The sequence below is a fragment of the Bacillus mycoides genome, from assembly GCF_018742245.1.
GTDB lineage: Bacteria > Bacillota > Bacilli > Bacillales > Bacillaceae_G > Bacillus_A > Bacillus_A cereus_U.
In genome coordinates this window covers 17,975-38,132 of the sequence record NZ_CP036132.1, presented here as the reverse complement: position 1 = coordinate 38,132, position 20,158 = coordinate 17,975, and the positions used below count along the sequence as shown (strand labels likewise).

Sequence of the window (20,158 nt, the reverse complement as noted above, 5' to 3'; positions counted from 1 at the left end):
CATTAATCTGTGGTTTGACTCGAAACGACCCCTTTATTAATTAATTCATCTAACGTATATTCTACTATCCGTTCCTTGTCTACTAGCTCCACTTGAATTAATCTTTCTAAAATATTTAATCCGATAACACGGCCAGTACCATGCGGTGTTTGTATACGTTGATCTAAATCAGGAAGTTGTTCCTTTGCCGCCTCATATTCATCATTCTCATATTTTAAGCAACACATTAAGCGACCACATAAACCAGAGATTTTTGCAGGATTTAATGATAAATTTTGATCCTTTGCCATTTTAATGGATACAGGTTCAAAATCTCCTAAAAAAGTAGAACAACAAAGCATACGACCACATGGACCAATACCACCAAGCATTTTTGCTTCGTCACGAACGCCGATCTGTCTCAGCTCAATTCTTGTCCTAAAAATTGCCGCTAAGTCTTTCACTAGTTCCCGGAAATCAATCCGACCATCCGCAGTAAAGTAAAAAATAATCTTATTACGATCGAACGTATACTCTACATCTACAAGCTTCATATCAAGATTATGTTCTCCTACCTTTTGTTGACAAACTTGATATGCTTCTTTCGCAGCATGCCTATTCTCTTCAACAATGGTACGATCATTTTCATTTGCAATACGAATAACTTTTTTAAGCGGTAATACAACGTCGTTTTCATCAACTTGCTTTTTGGTAATAACTACTTTTCCGTATTCAATACCTCTTACCGTTTCTACAATTACAAACTCATTTTCCGAGATATCGAACTGATTTGGATCAAAGTAATATACCTTCCCGGCCTTCTTAAAGCGAACACCTACTACATCATACAAAACGGTCATCCCTCCTGCAACCGCAACACTAACTGTTCGAACACAAGCTGCGCATTTACATTAGCGTTGATTCTATTTTTTGCCTCTAATATATTAAAGAGAGCTGATACAATGCGCTTCTGAGCATAAGAAAAGGATTCAAACATCTCTTTCTGCTCATGAAAAACAAGACGATCCTCTTCTCCAAGTTGAACATATAATAAATCCTTATAAATAAGGAGTAACATATCTAAGCCTTGCTGTAATTGTTCTTTCTCTCCAAAGTGCTTCCCCCATTTTTCTTGTACAAAAAAAATAGAGGCCTTATCTTTTTCGAGCGCTTCACATAATTTTATCACTAAAGCTCTCGCTTGTGCAAACCATTCATCATTACACATTAATAAAGCTTCTTCAAAACTGTTTGTAAGCTGCGCAGCAAGTGTAGATAAAGAAACTGTAATACCTTCTTCCTCTAATCTCTTAATTAAAGATTCTGTAGGCAACGGTCTAAACGTAACAACTTGACAACGAGATAAAATTGTATTTAAAATCTGATGACTTTGTTCAGTAAGTAAAATAGCTGTTGTATCACTACTTGGTTCTTCTAAAAACTTTAAAAGCGTATTCGCTGCATTTGCTGTCATACGATCTGCATGCTCGATAATATATACTTTTTTATTTGCTTCTAATCCTGTTTTTGAAAACTCTTCTTGTAAATCGTGAATTTGCTGTTTTTTAATAGATAATCCATCTGGTTTTACAATATGTAAGTTTGGGTAGTTACCTGAATCAATTCGGCGACAATTCGTACATACATGACAAGGCTCTACACCATTTCTTTGTGAACAGAGGAAACTTTTTGCCATTTGAATTGCTGTGGCGAACTTCCCAGTCCCTTTCCCTCCCTCTAACAAGTAAGCGTGGGATATACGCTCTTTTGCAATGCTATTCATCAACATTTTGACACCGATGGGCTGTATAGCAGAAAGCTGCTCCCACGTATTTATCATACTGCATACCTCACTTATTTCATTCTTTCCTTCTATTATAACAATTTATCTTCTATAATCTGAACAACTTCTTCTATAAGTTTTTTCATTGGTTGATCAGCATTTACTAATACAATACGATTAGAAAAACGCTCTACAACTTGTAAATACCCTTCACGCACACGTTTATGGAAAGAGATATCTTCCATATCTAGTCGATTTACTTCACGTCCTGCATCTTTTTCAATTCGTGCTAAACCTACCTCTGGCTCAATATCTAAATAGATTGTTAAACTAGGCATACAATCTTCCGTTGCGAAACGATTAATTTCAAATACTTTATCCATACCTAAGCCTCTTGCATACCCTTGATACGCTAAAGAGCTATCTATAAAACGATCACATAGTACAAGATAGTTTTCCTCAAGTGCCGGCATAACTTTTTCCACTAAATGTTGTCTACGTGCAGCAGCATATAAGAGCGCCTCTGTACGTGCCTCCATCATCGTATACTCTTGTTTATGTAAAATTGTTCTAATATCTTCAGAAATTGCAATACCACCCGGTTCCCTGGTCGCCATTACCTTTTGTGCCTTTTGCTCAAAATATGGTAATAAACTTTTAATTAATGTTGTTTTACCCGAACCTTCTGGTCCTTCAATTGTTACAAATAATCCCTTCATCCTAAAACCTACTTTCTATATCATACACGTTCATATATTTCGTACTACCTTGAAAACGAGCCCCTGTTTTCTCTAAATGAGTAATTTGCTTTGTATGTTCTTGAGTAATTCTCTCTCCATACATGATCAATGGAATTCCAGGTGGATACGGAATCACCATTTCTGCCGCTATCATACCAACGGCTTCTTCTAGAGATACTAGCTTCGTTTCGTATCTCTCTAATTGTTTATACGTATACGGTAAAGGGGAAATTTCCCCTTTATAAGTATAACGAATTGATGCTGTCTTGTCTTTTACCTTATATTGCTGCAAAGCTACTCGAATTATCTCTATAGCTTTCATATACCCCTCATTTACTTGTAACGGTAATATAAATAGGACGTTATATGGATCTGCCATTTCCGTATATATACCGACCTTTTCAAATACAGACTGTAATTCATATCCCGATAACTGACAGCGAGTTTGCACCGTAACCTTTAATTCATCTTGCGATGGATATTGCAAGATGGCTATTTGTGGGATAGATCGCAATCCTTCTTTAAATCGGCGTAAAAACTCAACGATTTCATCATGGCCCTCTTCCTTTATAACTGCTATTGCAAAGCGTGCTATATCAAGAGAAGCCATAATTGGATACGATGGGCTACTAGATTGTAGCATACTTAAATAGGAGGAAACTTTTTCTTCGCTCACCAAACGGCTATTTATATGTAAATAAGATCCCATTGTCATCGCAGGTAATGTTTTATGTGCGGAATGAACCACAATATCCGCACCATAAACTAATGCTGACTTCGGGAAGGGGTCCCCTATACAAAAATGTGCCCCATGGGCTTCATCTACTAGAACAGGAATTTTATGTGCATGTGCGTAAGCGATACTTACCTCTAAATCAATTCCCATACCATAGTAATTAGGATGTGTTAAAATAAGTGCTTTTGCATTTGGATACTTTGTAATTGCCTCCTTAATAATGTCATCATGAACACCTACTGGTACGTCATATACTTCATCAATCCATGGGTTTAAAAAGACCGGATTAGCCCCTGCTAATTTCAAACCATTAATGATTGATTTATGACAATTTCTTTGTACGAGGACAATATCATGTTCGCCGCAGCAAGACAAAATCATTGCTAAATTTCCAACTGTTGAACCATTAATTAAAAAATAACTTTTGTGCACGCCATATACTTCAGCTAATAATTGCTGTGCTTCATCTATACATTCAAATGGACTATGTAAATCATCTAATCCTGTTAACTCTGTTACATCAATCGATAATATGTCCTTAAACCCCCCTGAAGCTTTCTGAGGGAAGTTTAAACCATTCTTATGACCTGGAACATGAAAAGATAGTAGTCGCCTTTCTTTAAATTCCATTAACGCCTCATATAAAGGCATACGATTTTGATTCATATACATCTCTTCCTTATTATTCATTCTGTATCTATTATACAGATATTAGTGCAAAAAAAATAATAGGCATAATGCCTATTTAAAAATATGATACTTCTAATTTTCGCAGTTGTTTTAAATAATGTATATACTTCGGGTCATTTGTCTCAGTATTCACCAGATTTCTTTCGCACTCGTAACATATTAAATTATTATATACATATATTCCTTCTTCTCTTTTTGTCTCACAAACGATGCAAATTTCACTTGGTAATTTCATAATCTTTCCTCCCTTTTTAAGTAAACATATTATATACCTCTATTCCTTAACAAATTTCCGGAAAATATACATCAATTTCTTATATAATATGATTTACTCTTGGGCAACGTGTTTGTATTACTTATGTATTCCCTTTACTTCTTTCGTGTACTGTTTAAAAACAAAAAAACACAAGTCAAAAGACTTGTGTTTTTATCTTGCTTGGCGACGTCCTACTCTCACAGGGACAAGGTCCCAACTACCATCGGCGCTAGAGAGCTTAACTTCCGTGTTCGGTATGGGAACGGGTGTGACCTCTCTGCCATCATCACCAAACTATGAAGGCATATTCCTTCAAAACTAGATAACATTTGCTTCATATTATATGGTTAAGTCCTCGATCTATTAGTATTCGTCAGCTCCACATGTCACCATGCTTCCACCTCGAACCTATCAACCTGATCATCTTTCAGGGATCTTACTAGCTTACGCTATGGGAAATCTCATCTTGAGGGGGGCTTCATGCTTAGATGCTTTCAGCACTTATCCCTTCCGCACATAGCTACCCAGCTATGCCCTTGGCAGAACAACTGGTACACCAGCGGTGCGTCCATCCCGGTCCTCTCGTACTAAGGACAGCTCCTCTCAAATTTCCTGCGCCCACGACGGATAGGGACCGAACTGTCTCACGACGTTCTGAACCCAGCTCGCGTACCGCTTTAATGGGCGAACAGCCCAACCCTTGGGACCGACTACAGCCCCAGGATGCGATGAGCCGACATCGAGGTGCCAAACCTCCCCGTCGATGTGGACTCTTGGGGGAGATAAGCCTGTTATCCCCGGGGTAGCTTTTATCCGTTGAGCGATGGCCCTTCCATGCGGAACCACCGGATCACTAAGCCCGACTTTCGTCCCTGCTCGACTTGTAGGTCTCGCAGTCAAGCTCCCTTATGCCTTTGCACTCTACGAATGATTTCCAACCATTCTGAGGGAACCTTTGGGCGCCTCCGTTACACTTTAGGAGGCGACCGCCCCAGTCAAACTGCCCACCTGACACTGTCTCCCGGGTCGATAAGACCCGTAGGTTAGAATTTCAATACAGTCAGGGCGGTATCCCACCAGCGCCTCCACCGAAGCTAGCGCTCCGGTTTCAATGGCTCCCGCCTATCCTGTACAAACTGTACCAAAATTCAATATCAGGCTACAGTAAAGCTCCACGGGGTCTTTCCGTCCTGTCGCGGGTAACCTGCATCTTCACAGGTACTATAATTTCACCGAGTCTCTGGTTGAGACAGTGCCCAAATCGTTACACCTTTCGTGCGGGTCGGAACTTACCCGACAAGGAATTTCGCTACCTTAGGACCGTTATAGTTACGGCCGCCGTTTACTGGGGCTTCAGTTCAGAGCTTCGCTTACGCTAACCCCTCTCCTTAACCTTCCAGCACCGGGCAGGTGTCAGCCCCTATACTTCGCCTTACGGCTTCGCAGAGACCTGTGTTTTTGCTAAACAGTCGCTTGGGCCTATTCACTGCGGCTTTCCGTTAAGAAAGCACCCCTTCTCCCGAAGTTACGGGGTCATTTTGCCGAGTTCCTTAACCAGAGTTCTCTCGCACACCTTAGGATTCTCTCCTCGCCTACCTGTGTCGGTTTGCGGTACAGGCACCTTTTATCTCGCTAGAAGCTTTTCTTGGCAGCGGGGAATCAAAGACTTCGCTCCATAAGGAGCTTCCCCATCACAGCTCAGCCTTCACGATAAGCGGATTTGCCTACTTATCAGCCTAACTGCTTGGACGTGCACAACCAATCGCACGCTTCTTCTATCCTTCTGCGTCCCTCCATTGCTCAAACGATAAAGAGGTGGTACAGGAATATCAACCTGTTGTCCATCGCCTACGCCTGTCGGCCTCGGCTTAGGTCCTGACTAACCCTGAGCGGACGAGCCTTCCTCAGGAAACCTTAGGCATTCGGTGGACGGGATTCTCACCCGTCTTTCGCTACTCATACCGGCATTCTCACTTCTAAGCGCTCCACCAGTCCTTCCGGTCTGACTTCACTGCACTTAGAACGCTCCCCTACCACTGATACCATTGGTATCAATTCGCAGCTTCGGTGGTGTATTTAGCCCCGGTACATTTTCGGCGCAGAGTCACTCGACTAGTGAGCTATTACGCACTCTTTAAATGGTGGCTGCTTCTGAGCCAACATCCTAGTTGTCTAAGCAACTCCACATCCTTTTCCACTTAATACACACTTTGGGACCTTAGCTGGCGATCTGGGCTGTTTCCCTCTTGACTACGGATCTTATCACTCGCAGTCTGACTCCTAAGGATAAGTCATTGGCATTCGGAGTTTGACTGAATTCGGTAATCCGATGAGGACCCCTAGTTCAATCAGTGCTCTACCTCCAAGACTCTTACACTTAAGGCTAGCCCTAAAGCTATTTCGGGGAGAACCAGCTATCTCCAGGTTCGATTGGAATTTCTCCGCTACCCACACCTCATCCCCGCACTTTTCAACGTGCGTGGGTTCGGGCCTCCATTCAGTGTTACCTGAACTTCACCCTGGACATGGGTAGATCACCTGGTTTCGGGTCTACGACCACGTACTAAACGCCCTATTCAGACTCGCTTTCGCTGCGGCTCCGCCTCTTCAGCTTAACCTCGCACGGGATCGTAACTCGCCGGTTCATTCTACAAAAGGCACGCCATCACCCATTAACGGGCTCTGACTATTTGTAGGCACACGGTTTCAGGATCTCTTTCACTCCCCTTCCGGGGTGCTTTTCACCTTTCCCTCACGGTACTGGTTCACTATCGATCACTAGGGAGTATTTAGCCTTGGGAGATGGTCCTCCCAGATTCCGACGGAATTTCACGTGTTCCGCCGTACTCAGGATACATTCAAGAGAGAACGAAGTTTCGACTACGGGGTTGTTACCCTCTGTGACGGACCTTTCCAGGTCGCTTCGTCTACCTCGTTCCTTTGTAACTCCGTATAGAATGTCCTACAACCCCAAGAGGCAAGCCTCTTGGTTTGGGCTAGATTCCGTTTCGCTCGCCGCTACTCAGGAAATCGCATTTGCTTTCTCTTCCTCCAGGTACTTAGATGTTTCAGTTCCCTGGGTCTGTCTTCCATACCCTATGTATTCAGGTAAGGATACCATACCATTACGTATAGTGGGTTTCCCCATTCGGAAATCTTCGGATCAAAGCTTACTTACAGCTCCCCGAAGCATATCGGCGTTAGTCCCGTCCTTCATCGACTCCTAGTGTCAAGGCATCCACCGTGCGCCCTTTCTAACTTAACCAAACTAAAATTAAAAAAATATGAGCTACACTGTTATCTAGTTTTCAAAGAACATACCATTTGCTATATAAAATAGCTTTTTGGTGGAGCCTAGCGGGATCGAACCGCTGACCTCCTGCGTGCAAGGCAGGCGCTCTCCCAGCTGAGCTAAGGCCCCGTAAAATGTATGGTGGGCCTAAATGGACTCGAACCATCGACCTCACGCTTATCAGGCGTGCGCTCTAACCAGCTGAGCTATAGGCCCATACAAATTGCGGAATTTATTTATATCATATTCCTATTTAAGAGTCAATACTTATATTGAACTCTCAAAACTAAACGAAAACGAAACACGGAAACTTATATTGACGAACAGTGTTCATCAATTCTCCATAGAAAGGAGGTGATCCAGCCGCACCTTCCGATACGGCTACCTTGTTACGACTTCACCCCAATCATCTGTCCCACCTTAGGCGGCTGGCTCCATAAAGGTTACCCCACCGACTTCGGGTGTTACAAACTCTCGTGGTGTGACGGGCGGTGTGTACAAGGCCCGGGAACGTATTCACCGCGGCATGCTGATCCGCGATTACTAGCGATTCCAGCTTCATGTAGGCGAGTTGCAGCCTACAATCCGAACTGAGAACGGTTTTATGAGATTAGCTCCACCTCGCGGTCTTGCAGCTCTTTGTACCGTCCATTGTAGCACGTGTGTAGCCCAGGTCATAAGGGGCATGATGATTTGACGTCATCCCCACCTTCCTCCGGTTTGTCACCGGCAGTCACCTTAGAGTGCCCAACTTAATGATGGCAACTAAGATCAAGGGTTGCGCTCGTTGCGGGACTTAACCCAACATCTCACGACACGAGCTGACGACAACCATGCACCACCTGTCACTCTGCTCCCGAAGGAGAAGCTCTATCTCTAGAGTTTTCAGAGGATGTCAAGACCTGGTAAGGTTCTTCGCGTTGCTTCGAATTAAACCACATGCTCCACCGCTTGTGCGGGCCCCCGTCAATTCCTTTGAGTTTCAGCCTTGCGGCCGTACTCCCCAGGCGGAGTGCTTAATGCGTTAACTTCAGCACTAAAGGGCGGAAACCCTCTAACACTTAGCACTCATCGTTTACGGCGTGGACTACCAGGGTATCTAATCCTGTTTGCTCCCCACGCTTTCGCGCCTCAGTGTCAGTTACAGACCAGAAAGTCGCCTTCGCCACTGGTGTTCCTCCATATCTCTACGCATTTCACCGCTACACATGGAATTCCACTTTCCTCTTCTGCACTCAAGTCTCCCAGTTTCCAATGACCCTCCACGGTTGAGCCGTGGGCTTTCACATCAGACTTAAGAAACCACCTGCGCGCGCTTTACGCCCAATAATTCCGGATAACGCTTGCCACCTACGTATTACCGCGGCTGCTGGCACGTAGTTAGCCGTGGCTTTCTGGTTAGGTACCGTCAAGGTGCCAGCTTATTCAACTAGCACTTGTTCTTCCCTAACAACAGAGTTTTACGACCCGAAAGCCTTCATCACTCACGCGGCGTTGCTCCGTCAGACTTTCGTCCATTGCGGAAGATTCCCTACTGCTGCCTCCCGTAGGAGTCTGGGCCGTGTCTCAGTCCCAGTGTGGCCGATCACCCTCTCAGGTCGGCTACGCATCGTTGCCTTGGTGAGCCGTTACCTCACCAACTAGCTAATGCGACGCGGGTCCATCCATAAGTGACAGCCGAAGCCGCCTTTCAATTTCGAACTATGCAGTTCAAAATATTATCCGGTATTAGCCCCGGTTTCCCGGAGTTATCCCAGTCTTATGGGCAGGTTACCCACGTGTTACTCACCCGTCCGCCGCTAACTTCATAAGAGCAAGCTCTTAATCCATTCGCTCGACTTGCATGTATTAGGCACGCCGCCAGCGTTCATCCTGAGCCAGGATCAAACTCTCCAATAAAGTTAGTTTGTCTAGCATCTAAAAATAAAAATTGACGTTTCACGTTGTTTGTTTCGTTTAGTTTTCAAAGTTCAATGTCACGTTTCAGCGACTTTTATAATTTAACATTTCGACTTGAATCTGTCAACAACTTTTTTCTTTCGTTCCTGACGACGCTTATTAATTTATCATATTACTAATCGATAAGTCAACGCTTTTTTAAAAAATGCCAAAATAAATTTATCTTGGCATTATATATAACTTAATAATCACTATTGCAGCAACACCTGGCACCCCTAATAAACTTGATACTGTAGCTGTGCCTATGTTAATTGGAATATGAAAATCAAAATATGTCCCTGCAACATTCACAATGAACAGTAACGCTATACCTAAGGTGACATGAAAGAGTGCTTTCCCTATAAAACGTATTGGTTTAGCAGAAACACCAAAAATAAGAAAAATAAAAACCAAAGCAAGAATGCCAATAATAATAATTGTAGAATTCATTTTTTCCTCCTTATGAATGACCTATACATATCCATTTGTATGGGACAAGACAATAAAAAAGAACATCTATAACATAACTCCTATCACTTCATCTTTATAACCTTTAATCAGTAATATTTCTTCTAAGCACTAACAATTAGATACAACTAATTCCATTCCCGCCTTTTCTTTCTCCTCTTTATACCCCAAAAATAAAGTAGCCCTGTTACTCACAAGTAAATCGATAAAAAGCAAAAGGCCCCGCTTTAAAAAGCAGGACCTTTTACCATTGTTCCATTTTCACCGGACGACGTTTCGCTTCTTTTAACAAGAAAAAATATTTCGCCTCTGCTATTTTTAAAGAACAAAGTACATCTTGAGACGGCTCAACACTTTGTTCAACCAGTCTCTTCTGACGTAGCCATTCATTCTTTACCTTTTCTAATAATACAATTAACTTATCGTCATACTCTTTACGCAACTTACCCTTTTTTTGAAAGAACATTTTCCCTTCTCCTCTTATATTTCTCTACGGCCTTCTAAAGCTTTTGATAGCGTTACTTCATCTGCATATTCTAAATCTCCACCAACTGGCAGACCATGTGCAATACGAGTTACTTTAATTCCTGTTGGCTTTAAGAGGCGGGATATGTACATCGCTGTAGCTTCCCCTTCAATATTAGGGTTTGTTGCTAATATCACTTCTTGTACTGTTTCATCTTGTAGTCTCTTTAATAACTGCGGGATATTAATATCCTCTGGTCCAATTCCCTCCATTGGAGAAATGGCACCACGCAAAACATGATATACACCTTGATATTCTTTCATTTTTTCCATCGCAATTACATCTTTCGGCTCTTGTACTACACAAACAACCGATTGATCTCTATGCGAATCGTCACAAATATAACAAGGATCGCGGTCAGTGATATGCCCGCATATAGAACAATACGCTAAATCTCGCTTCGCATTCACAAGTGCTTTTGCAAAACCTAGTACATCATCCTCTTTCATATCTAACACGAAAAATGCCAATCGAACCGCTGTTTTCGGTCCGATTCCTGGCAACTTCATAAAACTATCGATTAATTTTGATATCGGTTCTGGATAATGCATATATCAATATCCTCCTAGAACATTCCACCTGGTAAGTTCATGCCTTTTGTAAATTTGCCCATTGTAGAGTTTGAAAGTTCATCAACCTTTTTAAGTGCATCATTCGTTGCAGCTAATACTAAGTCTTGTAACATTTCAATATCTTCTGGATCTACAACTTCTTCTTTAATTTTCACTTCAAGAACTTGCTTATGGCCATTTGTGATAACAGTAACCATTCCGCCACCAGCTGTACCTTCAACTGTTTTTTCGCCAAGCTCTTCTTGTGCCTTCGCCATGTCTTTTTGCATCTTTTGCATTTGTTTCATCATATTATTCATATTTCCCATTCCGCCACGCATCATAATTAATTCCTCCTCATTATTATTACTCTTTTATTTCAATAAGTTCTGGCCCTACTAATTTTACAGCCTCTTCTATAAGAGGATCTTCTTTTTGTTCTGGGCTTTCTTCAGAATCCCCGCCTTCGCGTTGTAAAAAGTCTTCACGAATTTTACCCCATTCACTTTTTGGGATAGCAATCATATTTAACCTTTTACTTAACAATTCAAAAAGAGTTTGTTCCAATGTATCCATCGCTTCTCGATTTTCACTAGCCATTTTGCAATGAATCTCATATTGAAATGCTAACACATAGGTATCATCCGAAGCCGCAACTGGTTCACTATTTTCTAATAAAACAGCAAATGCTACTTTGTTATGTGACTTGAGCCTTCCTAACAATTCGCCCCATACAGCTTTTAACTGTTCTAAATCTTGACGCTTCGCTTGCTTTAACACTTCATTCACACGTCCAACAGGAATTTTCATACTTCCTGTTCGTACCGGTTTTGGTGTTGCCCGCGTCTCTCTTACTTCCTGCTGCATACCAGCTGGCACGCCATTCTTTTTAACTTGCTCTAACTCTTTCTCCAGTTGCTGCATCCTGTTCATAATCGCTTGTAAACGATCTGCGCCGTTTGCTTGCATCATAAACTGCTGACACAGTTGCACCATAACAACTTCCAAGAATATTCTTGGATGGTTTGTCCACTTCATCTCCTGTTGTCCCTTACTAAGGGTATGAATAATTTCATAGATTACTTCCGGTTGCATTTCTTCACTTAACGTACGGAATTGATCATCTACAATTACCCGTTCCAACATATGTTCTAATTGTGGTGAAGTTTGATATAAAAGCATATCACGATAGTAGTAAATGAAATCCTCCATAAAGCGAACTGGATCTTTCCCTTTACTCATCATCTCATCTATAATACGTAACGCTCTTGATACATCATTTTCACGTATACATTCTACCAGGTCACCTAAATATCGCTGAGATACAGATCCCGTTACAGCTAAAACATCTTCGCTCGTCACCTTCTCATCACTATAAGAAATAGCTTGATCGATAAGACTGAGCGCATCACGCATACCACCTTCAGCGGCACGCGCTACGATTTGTAATGCTTCAGCTTCTACTTGCGTACCCTCATTTGTCACGACTGTCGATAACCTCTCAACGATATCATTTACTGATATCTTTCGAAACTCAAAACGCTGACAACGTGAAATAATTGTAGCTGGAATCTTATGCGGTTCTGTTGTCGCCAGAATAAAAATAACATGCCCTGGCGGCTCTTCTAAAGTTTTCAAAAGCGCATTAAAGGCACCCATAGAAAGCATGTGAACTTCATCAATAATGTATACTTTATATCCTACAGCACTTGGAGCATATTTTACTTTATCTCTTATATCTCGAATTTCATCTACACCGTTATTTGAAGCCGCATCAATTTCTAATACATCTGAAATAGATCCTTGTGTAATTCCTAAACAAGAAGGACATTCATTACAAGGTTCAGCTACCGGGGCGTGTTCACAGTTAATTGCCTTTGCAAATACTTTTGCAATTGTCGTTTTCCCTGTTCCCCTCGGACCAGAAAACAAATAAGCATGTGAAGCTTTCTCTTGAAGAAGGGCATTTTGCAACGTTTTTGTCACGTGCTTTTGACCGACTACATCTTCGAATTTTTGCGGTCTCCATGTTCGGTATAACGCTTGGTATGACACGAAAATACGGCCTCCCTCAAAGGTTATTATCTCATTTATTATAACCCATTCTGTTTATAGATTCCAAAAGTTATTTTCCATACAAAAAACTCACCTTTATATTAAGGTGAGTTTTGTATACATATATAACTGCCGTGCACCTTCTGTCGATTACGTACCATAAGCGTTACTCAAGCAGTTAGCTCGGTTCAGGCACTCCTGCGGCACACGAGAAAACCCGCTTATTGCTGCTTCCTTCCGGACCTGACAAGGTTCACGGGGTCCCGTTGCGCAGGACCCAAACGTCAACACCACTTACTTAAGGCAGACCTTACAGCAGCATAACCTCGAGAAGGGATTCAGCCTCGCTAGAGCGGATTGCGAGTATAGGGCACCGCTACCTCCCCGCTTAGCACGGCAAAGTTAAAACCAATATTCGGTTGCCTTGGATAAGGCATTATCAGTATAACTTGTTTTTTTACAAAATGCAAATACGTTAGTTATCATTACTTTTCTCTAGTTTTTTCGCTTCTTTTCTTTTCTTACGAAGCTCCCTAAAAAAAATCGTTAACAACGTACCACATTCCTCTTCAAGTACACCAGCCACTACTTCACACTGATGATTAAAACGCTCATCAGTTAAAAGATTCATCAATGTACCTGCACATCCACCTTTTGGATCGCTCGCTCCATATACAACCCGTTTTACACGCGATAAAACAATTCCCCCTGCACACATTGGACAAGGTTCTAATGTTACATATAACGTTGCATCTTCTAAACGCCATGTCCCTAATTTTTTGCAAGCTTCATCAATAGCTAAGAGCTCGGCGTGAGCTATTGATCTCTGTTCAGTTTCTCTTAAGTTATGCGCGACACTAATCACTTCACCATCTAGCACAATTACAGCACCAATTGGTACTTCTTGTATTGCCTCTGCCTTCTTTGCTTCCTCTATTGCTAACTGCATAAAATATATATCTCGCTCCATAATATAGTCCTTTCACCAAAAATAAAATACACTTTTTCATTTCTTGCAGGTGGGATAACTTTTGCAAATTCAATCCAACCTAAAGAAGAAAGAGAGGGAATTACATATGAAAAATACTGCCTTACTCATTATCGATATGATTAATGATTTTCAATTCTCCCACGGACCCATCCTGGCACAGAAATGTGAAATTATAAAGAACCCCATTCTACAATTAAAGGACACCATGAAATCATTGGGCTATCCAATAATTTATGTCAATGATCACTATCAACTTTGGAGATCTGATATTAATCAACTTATTACTCATTGTACAAATAAGTATAGTAAAAATATTATCGAGGCCATTGCTCCGCATACTGACGATTACATTTTTATTAAACCACATTACTCTGCTTTTTATGAAACACCTTTGAATTCTTTATTAGGATATTTAAAAATCGAAAATCTCATTTTAACAGGAATTGCCGGGAACATATGCATCCTTTTTACAGCTAATGATGCCCATATGAGAAATTATACACTTTATGTACCACGGGATTGCATCGCTTCTAATAACGAGCAAGATAATGAACATGCTTTAAAAATAATGGAGGCCACATTAAAGGCAAATATTGTACCGTCATCCCAAATAAAATTTAATTAATACATATCTATTTTCTAACTTTTTATATCAAATTAGTCCGCTGGCTCCCCTCTTGTGCTACAATAATTCTGTTTTGTGTTTTTAGTAGTCACGGTAAATCACTGATTGAAAGGAGGAAACAGCGTGACCGGAGTACCATTTATCACGGTTGAAGGACCAATTGGTGTTGGAAAAACTTCACTTGCGAAGGAACTTTCAACTCACATGCAACTCCACTTACTAAAAGAGATTGTTGATGAAAATCCTTTTTTAGGAAAATTTTATGAAGACATCGACGAATGGAGTTTTCAAACAGAGATGTTCTTTCTTTGTAATAGATACAAACAACTAGAGGATATTAACATAAAGTATTTAAATCAAAGGAAGCCTGTAGTAGCAGATTATCATATATTTAAAAATTTAATTTTTGCATCCCGTACATTAAAAGATTCTCAATATGACAAGTACATGCAAATTTATCGCATTCTTACGCAAGATATGCCTGTACCAAATGTCATCGTTTATTTAACAGCGAGCCTAGAAACATTACAAAAACGAATTGCGATGCGCGGAAGAGAATTCGAAAAAAATATGGATCCAAATTACTTACTACAGCTTACAAAAGATTACGAAACAGCAATGGATGCTTTCAAAAAGGACCATCCAGATATTCCAGTATTGAAATTTAATGGAGACGATATGGATTTTGTAAGAAATCCTGATGATTTAAATGTCATCTTATCCGCTCTTCAAAATACTCTCTTGAAGGAGTCGAAATAACAATGAATTTAAGGCAAAAATATGATATACCAAATGATGCAGTTATCACTATTGCTGGAACAGTAGGTGTCGGTAAATCCACTATGACAACTGCATTAGCTAACGCTTTAGGTTATCGTACATCTTTTGAAAAAGTAGATTCCAACCCATATTTGGACAAGTTCTATGCTGATTTCACACGCTGGAGCTTTCACTTACAAGTGTACTTTTTAGCAGAACGATTTAAAGAACAAAAAAGAATTTTCGAATATGGTGGCGGTTTTGTTCAAGACCGTTCTATCTATGAGGACACTGGTATTTTCGCAAAGATGCATCACGAAAAAGGTACAATGACTGAAACTGATTATGAAACATACAAAGGTTTATTTGATGCTATGGTCATGACTCCTTACTTCCCTCATCCAGACTTATTAATTTACCTAGAAGGTTCGTTTGATGATATTGTCGATCGTATTCAAGAACGAGGACGTCCAATGGAGCAGCAAACACCAATTGAGTATTGGAAAGAGATGCATGGACGTTACGATAACTGGATTAATAACTTTAATTCATGCCCTATTTTACGATTAAACATTAATGAATACGATATTTTAAAAGATGGCGATTCAATCGAACCAATCATTAAAAAAATTGGACATTTTTTAAAACAAACACGTAAACTTGTAAAATAAAAAACCCGTGCATATGCACGGGTTTTCCTATGAAATTACTTTTTCTTTTTCGTTGGAGCAATAATTTCACTCTCTGGCTTTCCAGCATTAATACGCTGACGAACAGTACTCGTACTAATATCATATGTTTCAGCAATCTCTTTAACGGTCATTTCTTTCCCATTAATTACTGCTGTTAGTAATTTCCCTGTACGTTTTGGAGTTACTTCTTTTTGCACAGCTGGTTTTTCAGCTTCTTTTGGCACCTCTACTTTTTTTGCAACCTGTTTCACATCACAAGTGCAACCACAAAGTTTACGGAATGTATCATCACTTATAATGCGCGACACATTTGCACCACTGTTTAAAATTCTATTGTTCTTACAGACAGGACATTGTACATAATATAAAGTTTTTCCATCTAAAGGAAACGTTTGTATAATAAGATCCATGTTAACTCCTTTCATATCTATGAAGATAATCATCGGAATATGAGTGTGTAATAAGGACACTATATCCTTATATCATACTTTACGATTGGTTTTAAAATAAAAACTCGTTACGTGTTGGTAACGAGTTCTCCAATCTCCACTTATATGCGCTGTTGTCAATTATATCTGGAGGAGGTAGAGGGATTCGAACCCCCGCGCGACTCTCGCCGCCTGTCGGTTTTCAAGACCGATCCCTTCAGCCAGACTTGGGTATACCTCCATATTGACATCAAATATAATATCAAAAGAAAAACAGTTAGTCAACCCTACTATAATAAATTATGAGGAAAGGAAAATTTTACTTTCCCTCTCCTTTATGACACCGCTGACAACGCCCATAATTACCAATCACTCATACCGATGAATGTTTTAACTTATTTAATAACTGTTTTTCCTCCCATATAAGGGCGAAGAACTTCTGGAATTATAATTGTACCATCTTCTTGTTGGTAGTTCTCTAAAATAGCTGCCACTGTACGTCCAATTGCAAGACCAGATCCATTTAGTGTATGAACATGTTCCGGTTTACCATTTGGCTCACGGCGGAAACGGATATTCGCACGTCTCGCTTGGAAGGCCTCAAAATTACTACAAGAAGAAATTTCACGATATGTGCCATAGCTTGGAATCCATACTTCAATATCGTATTTCTTCGCTGCTGTAAATCCTAAATCTCCTGTGCACATGCTCATAACGCGATATGGCAACTCTAATAATTGTAACACGCGTTCTGCATCATTTGTTAATTTTTCTAACTCTTCATAAGAATCTTCTGGTTTTACGAACTTCACAAGCTCCACTTTATTAAACTGATGCTGACGGATTAAACCACGTGTATCACGACCAGCTGAACCTGCTTCAGAACGGAAACATGAGCTAAATGCCGCATATCGTATAGGCAATTGCTCTTTACTTAAAATCTCATCACGATGCATATTCGTTACAGGTACTTCAGCTGTTGGAATTAAGAAGTAATCCTCACTTTCAATACGGAATGCATCTTCTTCAAACTTCGGAAGTTGTCCTGTTCCTGTCATACTTGCACGGTTTACCATATACGGAGGTAATACTTCTTCATATCCATGCTCGTCAGTATGAAGATCAAGCATAAAGCTAATTAAAGCACGCTCTAATCTTGCACCAGCACCTTTGTAAAATACAAATCGGCTTCCTGTTACTTTCCCAGCACGTTCAAAATCTAAAATCCCTAAATCAGTAGCAAGATCCCAATGTGGTTTTGGTTCATAAGTAAATTCTTTCACTTCTCCCCAAGTACGCGCTACTACATTATCATCCTCTGTTTCGCCAACTGGAGCAGATTCATGAGGGATATTCGGAATAGATAACATTAATCTTTCTAAGTCTTCTTCAACTGTACGAAGTTCATTATCAAGATCTTTTACTTTCTCCCCAACTTCACGCATTTCTAGAATTAGAGCTTCCGCATCTTTCTTTTCACGCTTCAATACAGAGATTTGTTGAGATACTTCGTTACGTTTACTTTTTAGTTCCTCTGTTTGAACAAGTAACTCTCTTCTTCTCGTATCCAGTTCTTCAAAGCGACCAAAATCAGTTAAATCTTCGCCTCTATGCTGTAATTTTGCCTTTACTTCTTCAAAATTTGTACGTAAAAATTTAATATCAAGCATTATATACTCCTCCTTTTATTTCATAAAACACAAAAAACTCCCGTCCCTATATAAAGGGACGGGAGTTAACCCGCGTTGCCACCCTAGTTGAAAGCATTACTACTTTCCTCTCAAGTAGAAATAACGGCTCTTCACCGGGAATGCTTACTAATCAAAAGATATTCCACATTCCATTCCAGGATGGATTCACAAACTGTTTCTATCGATTTCCACCAACCATCGACTCTCTATAAGAAACAACATTTGTTACTACTTCCTATCAACACGCTTATTTTATAAAATTGTTATCATCAATTTACTATAATCTTATACAAGTTGCAAGTTACTTATACAACTTTTTTCATTTTCGCTTCTTTTACCATTTCTACAAAGTATGCTGTCACACGATGATCATCCGTTAATTCTGGATGGAATGACGCAGCTAAAAACTGATTTTGTCTTACTGCTACCATTCGATCTCCATGTGTAGAAAGTACTTCAACATCATCAGCTACATTTACAACATACGGAGCACGGATAAATACACCAATAAAGTCCTCTCCCACACCTTTCATTGAAAGTGCAGCTTCAAAACTATCCTTTTGGCGTCCGAACGCATTGCGCTCAACCGTAATATCCATAGCACCAATATGTGCTTCTTCATAACCAATAAGTGTTTTCGCAAGAAGAATCATACCTGCACATGTACCAAACATTGGTTTACCAGACTTCGCAAATGTACGAAGAGGCTCCATGAAAGCATATTTGTCAATAAGACGGCGCATTGTTGTACTTTCACCGCCTGGTAAAATAAGACCATCAATCTCTTCAAGTTGTTCTATACGCTTTACAACAACAGCTTCTGCACCACTTGCCTCAACTGATTTCACATGCTCACGAACTGCACCTTGAAGACCTAGCACACCGATTTTCACCATTTTAAAGATCTCCTTTAATTACCATCCGCGCTCTTGCATGCGTTGTTCTGGTAATAACGTTGAAATTTCGACACCTTTCATTGCATTACCTAATCCTTTAGAAAGGCTTGCAATTAGTTCGTAATCTTCATAATGAGTCGTTGCTTCAACGATTGCACGTGCAAATTTCTCTGGGTTCTCTGATTTGAAAATACCAGATCCAACAAATACACCATCAGCACCAAGTTGCATCATTAACGCTGCATCTGCTGGTGTTGCTACACCACCTGCTGCAAAGTTTACAACTGGTAGGCGACCAAGGCGTTTAATTTCAAGTAGTACTTCATAAGGAGCACCAGTATTTTTTGCATATGTCATTAACTCATCTTCACGTAGATTTGCAACTTGACGGATTTCTGCATTGACTTGGCGCATATGACGCACTGCCTCTACAATGTTTCCTGTTCCTGGTTCACCTTTTGTACGAAGCATAGATGCACCTTCTGCAATACGACGTGCAGCTTCTCCGATATCGCGGCAACCACATACAAACGGAACTGTGTAATCACGTTTATTTAAATGGTATACTTCATCAGCAGGAGTTAATACTTCACTCTCATCGATATAGTCTACCCCTAATGATTCTAATACACGTGCTTCTACAAGGTGACCGATACGGCATTTTGCCATAACCGGAATTGATACAGCACCCATAACTTCTTCAACAATTGTTGGATCTGCCATACGAGAAACGCCACCTGCTGCACGAATATCTGCAGGTACACGCTCTAATGCCATAACAGCAACTGCACCTGCCTCTTCTGCAATCCTTGCTTGCTCGGCGTTAACTACGTCCATAATAACGCCGCCCTTTTGCATTTCTGCCATTCCACGTTTTACACGTTCTGTCCCTGTTACATTTGTCATGTACAAAAACCCCCCTAGGTGAATTGCTTTCCCCCGTTAAAGAAGAAAATTAAGAATACTCTTACATTCTACCACTAACTATCTGATGCTTGTCCACTACTTTTTCATAAAGTCGGTATGAAAAATAGGAATAAGAAAAAGCTCCTACAATGAGGA

18 protein-coding genes, 3 tRNA genes, 3 rRNA genes, 1 other RNA gene and 1 other annotated feature are annotated in these 20,158 nt (G+C 40.5%); of the genes, 3 read left to right on the top strand and 22 right to left on the bottom strand.

Features of this window, described 5'->3' with window-relative positions; translation table 11 throughout:
• Positions 1-2 precede the first annotated feature (2 nt).
• The 17 genes from EXW56_RS00195 to tadA all read right to left on the bottom strand — a co-directional run bounded on the left by EXW56_RS00195 (position 3) and on the right by tadA (position 13,984).
• Entirely contained in the window at positions 3-830 is an 828-nt protein-coding gene (locus tag EXW56_RS00195) for a PSP1 domain-containing protein (protein WP_002107285.1), read from the bottom strand.
• Positions 831-835: 5 nt separating this feature from the next.
• Complete coding sequence (gene holB, locus EXW56_RS00190) at positions 836-1,819, bottom strand: DNA polymerase III subunit delta' (protein ID WP_002009636.1); 984 nt, start codon at positions 1,817-1,819, stop codon at positions 836-838.
• A 35-nt stretch (positions 1,820-1,854) separates the two neighbouring features.
• Entirely contained in the window at positions 1,855-2,481 is a 627-nt protein-coding gene (gene tmk / locus EXW56_RS00185; protein ID WP_002107283.1) for a dTMP kinase, read from the bottom strand.
• A 1-nt stretch (position 2,482) separates the two neighbouring features.
• The gene (locus EXW56_RS00180; RefSeq protein ID WP_215597119.1) at positions 2,483-3,904 is read right to left on the bottom strand and encodes an aminotransferase class I/II-fold pyridoxal phosphate-dependent enzyme; all 1,422 of its coding nucleotides are present in this window, start codon (positions 3,902-3,904) and stop codon (positions 2,483-2,485) included.
• Between the two features lie 79 nt (positions 3,905-3,983).
• Positions 3,984-4,163, bottom strand: coding sequence for a sigma factor G inhibitor Gin (locus EXW56_RS00175; RefSeq protein ID WP_002107281.1), 180 nt, complete (start codon positions 4,161-4,163; stop codon positions 3,984-3,986).
• 199 nt (positions 4,164-4,362) lie between these two features.
• Positions 4,363-4,478: ribosomal RNA gene (gene rrf, locus EXW56_RS00170) — 5S ribosomal RNA — on the bottom strand.
• Positions 4,479-4,527: 49 nt separating this feature from the next.
• A 23S ribosomal RNA gene (locus tag EXW56_RS00165) occupies positions 4,528-7,449 on the bottom strand.
• 80 nt (positions 7,450-7,529) lie between these two features.
• Positions 7,530-7,605: transfer RNA gene (locus EXW56_RS00160), tRNA-Ala, on the bottom strand.
• A 10-nt stretch (positions 7,606-7,615) separates the two neighbouring features.
• Positions 7,616-7,692 (bottom strand) — tRNA-Ile (locus EXW56_RS00155).
• A gap of 131 nt (positions 7,693-7,823) precedes the next feature.
• Positions 7,824-9,375: ribosomal RNA gene (locus tag EXW56_RS00150) — 16S ribosomal RNA — on the bottom strand.
• Together the 16S, 23S and 5S rRNA genes with 2 tRNA genes alongside form the textbook arrangement of a ribosomal RNA operon.
• Positions 9,376-9,594: 219 nt before the next feature.
• A complete protein-coding gene (locus EXW56_RS00145; RefSeq protein WP_002107279.1) occupies positions 9,595-9,864 on the bottom strand; it encodes a pro-sigmaK processing inhibitor BofA family protein in 270 nt (89 codons plus the stop codon).
• 262 nt (positions 9,865-10,126) lie between these two features.
• Entirely contained in the window at positions 10,127-10,348 is a 222-nt protein-coding gene (locus EXW56_RS00140; RefSeq protein WP_002009631.1) for a YaaL family protein, read from the bottom strand.
• Between the two features lie 14 nt (positions 10,349-10,362).
• Positions 10,363-10,959, bottom strand: a complete 597-nt coding sequence (gene recR / locus EXW56_RS00135) for a recombination protein RecR (protein ID WP_002107278.1) — start codon at positions 10,957-10,959, stop codon at positions 10,363-10,365.
• Between the two features lie 14 nt (positions 10,960-10,973).
• Complete coding sequence (locus tag EXW56_RS00130; RefSeq protein ID WP_171902539.1) at positions 10,974-11,300, bottom strand: YbaB/EbfC family nucleoid-associated protein; 327 nt, start codon at positions 11,298-11,300, stop codon at positions 10,974-10,976.
• A 25-nt stretch (positions 11,301-11,325) separates the two neighbouring features.
• Positions 11,326-13,014: a DNA polymerase III subunit gamma/tau gene (gene dnaX, locus EXW56_RS00125; RefSeq protein WP_215597118.1), complete on the bottom strand. Its 1,689-nt coding sequence runs from the start codon at positions 13,012-13,014 to the stop codon at positions 11,326-11,328.
• Positions 13,015-13,146: 132 nt separating this feature from the next.
• Positions 13,147-13,411, bottom strand: an RNA gene (ffs, locus tag EXW56_RS00120) — signal recognition particle sRNA large type.
• A gap of 78 nt (positions 13,412-13,489) precedes the next feature.
• Positions 13,490-13,984, bottom strand: a complete 495-nt coding sequence (tadA, locus tag EXW56_RS00115; protein ID WP_002107275.1) for a tRNA adenosine(34) deaminase TadA — start codon at positions 13,982-13,984, stop codon at positions 13,490-13,492.
• A gap of 106 nt (positions 13,985-14,090) precedes the next feature.
• Here tadA and EXW56_RS00110 point away from each other — a divergent pair, with 106 nt between their 5' ends.
• From EXW56_RS00110 to EXW56_RS00100, 3 genes are all read left to right on the top strand, one after another.
• Positions 14,091-14,630, top strand: coding sequence for a cysteine hydrolase family protein (locus EXW56_RS00110; RefSeq protein WP_002107274.1), 540 nt, complete (start codon positions 14,091-14,093; stop codon positions 14,628-14,630).
• A gap of 123 nt (positions 14,631-14,753) precedes the next feature.
• On the top strand, positions 14,754-15,389 hold the full coding sequence (locus tag EXW56_RS00105; RefSeq protein ID WP_002009621.1) for a deoxynucleoside kinase: 636 nt from the start codon (positions 14,754-14,756) through the stop codon (positions 15,387-15,389).
• A 2-nt stretch (positions 15,390-15,391) separates the two neighbouring features.
• Complete coding sequence (locus EXW56_RS00100) at positions 15,392-16,060, top strand: deoxynucleoside kinase (protein ID WP_002107272.1); 669 nt, start codon at positions 15,392-15,394, stop codon at positions 16,058-16,060.
• Between the two features lie 35 nt (positions 16,061-16,095).
• On the opposite strand, the gene EXW56_RS00095 is transcribed toward EXW56_RS00100, so the two are convergent.
• The 5 genes from EXW56_RS00095 to pdxS all read right to left on the bottom strand — a co-directional run bounded on the left by EXW56_RS00095 (position 16,096) and on the right by pdxS (position 20,002).
• Complete coding sequence (locus EXW56_RS00095; RefSeq protein ID WP_002107271.1) at positions 16,096-16,491, bottom strand: sigma factor-like helix-turn-helix DNA-binding protein; 396 nt, start codon at positions 16,489-16,491, stop codon at positions 16,096-16,098.
• A gap of 166 nt (positions 16,492-16,657) precedes the next feature.
• Positions 16,658-16,750 (bottom strand) — tRNA-Ser (locus tag EXW56_RS00090).
• 154 nt (positions 16,751-16,904) lie between these two features.
• Complete coding sequence (gene serS, locus EXW56_RS00085) at positions 16,905-18,179, bottom strand: serine--tRNA ligase (protein ID WP_002107270.1); 1,275 nt, start codon at positions 18,177-18,179, stop codon at positions 16,905-16,907.
• Positions 18,180-18,230: 51 nt separating this feature from the next.
• Positions 18,231-18,451: a binding site (T-box leader), on the bottom strand.
• Between the two features lie 54 nt (positions 18,452-18,505).
• Positions 18,506-19,096, bottom strand: a complete 591-nt coding sequence (pdxT, locus tag EXW56_RS00080; RefSeq protein WP_002107269.1) for a pyridoxal 5'-phosphate synthase glutaminase subunit PdxT — start codon at positions 19,094-19,096, stop codon at positions 18,506-18,508.
• An 18-nt stretch (positions 19,097-19,114) separates the two neighbouring features.
• Complete coding sequence (gene pdxS, locus EXW56_RS00075; protein ID WP_002107268.1) at positions 19,115-20,002, bottom strand: pyridoxal 5'-phosphate synthase lyase subunit PdxS; 888 nt, start codon at positions 20,000-20,002, stop codon at positions 19,115-19,117.
• Positions 20,003-20,158 lie beyond the last annotated feature (156 nt).

What these genes read in the sequence shown, in the direction of transcription:
- holB (WP_002009636.1), bottom strand. Translation starts at nt 1,819, where the DNA reads ATGATAAATACGTGGGAGCAGCTTTCTGCTATACAGCCCATCGGTGTC.
- tmk (WP_002107283.1), bottom strand. Translation starts at nt 2,481, where the DNA reads ATGAAGGGATTATTTGTAACAATTGAAGGACCAGAAGGTTCGGGTAAA.
- EXW56_RS00180 (WP_215597119.1), bottom strand. Translation starts at nt 3,904, where the DNA reads ATGAATCAAAATCGTATGCCTTTATATGAGGCGTTAATGGAATTTAAA.
- EXW56_RS00175 (WP_002107281.1), bottom strand. Translation starts at nt 4,163, where the DNA reads ATGAAATTACCAAGTGAAATTTGCATCGTTTGTGAGACAAAAAGAGAA.
- EXW56_RS00145 (WP_002107279.1), bottom strand. Translation starts at nt 9,864, where the DNA reads ATGAATTCTACAATTATTATTATTGGCATTCTTGCTTTGGTTTTTATT.
- EXW56_RS00140 (WP_002009631.1), bottom strand. Translation starts at nt 10,348, where the DNA reads ATGTTCTTTCAAAAAAAGGGTAAGTTGCGTAAAGAGTATGACGATAAG.
- recR (WP_002107278.1), bottom strand. Translation starts at nt 10,959, where the DNA reads ATGCATTATCCAGAACCGATATCAAAATTAATCGATAGTTTTATGAAG.
- EXW56_RS00130 (WP_171902539.1), bottom strand. Translation starts at nt 11,300, where the DNA reads ATGCGTGGCGGAATGGGAAATATGAATAATATGATGAAACAAATGCAA.
- tadA (WP_002107275.1), bottom strand. Translation starts at nt 13,984, where the DNA reads ATGGAGCGAGATATATATTTTATGCAGTTAGCAATAGAGGAAGCAAAG.
- EXW56_RS00110 (WP_002107274.1), top strand. Translation starts at nt 14,091, where the DNA reads ATGAAAAATACTGCCTTACTCATTATCGATATGATTAATGATTTTCAA.
- EXW56_RS00100 (WP_002107272.1), top strand. Translation starts at nt 15,392, where the DNA reads ATGAATTTAAGGCAAAAATATGATATACCAAATGATGCAGTTATCACT.
- EXW56_RS00095 (WP_002107271.1), bottom strand. Translation starts at nt 16,491, where the DNA reads ATGGATCTTATTATACAAACGTTTCCTTTAGATGGAAAAACTTTATAT.
- serS (WP_002107270.1), bottom strand. Translation starts at nt 18,179, where the DNA reads ATGCTTGATATTAAATTTTTACGTACAAATTTTGAAGAAGTAAAGGCA.
- pdxT (WP_002107269.1), bottom strand. Translation starts at nt 19,096, where the DNA reads ATGGTGAAAATCGGTGTGCTAGGTCTTCAAGGTGCAGTTCGTGAGCAT.
- pdxS (WP_002107268.1), bottom strand. Translation starts at nt 20,002, where the DNA reads ATGACAAATGTAACAGGGACAGAACGTGTAAAACGTGGAATGGCAGAA.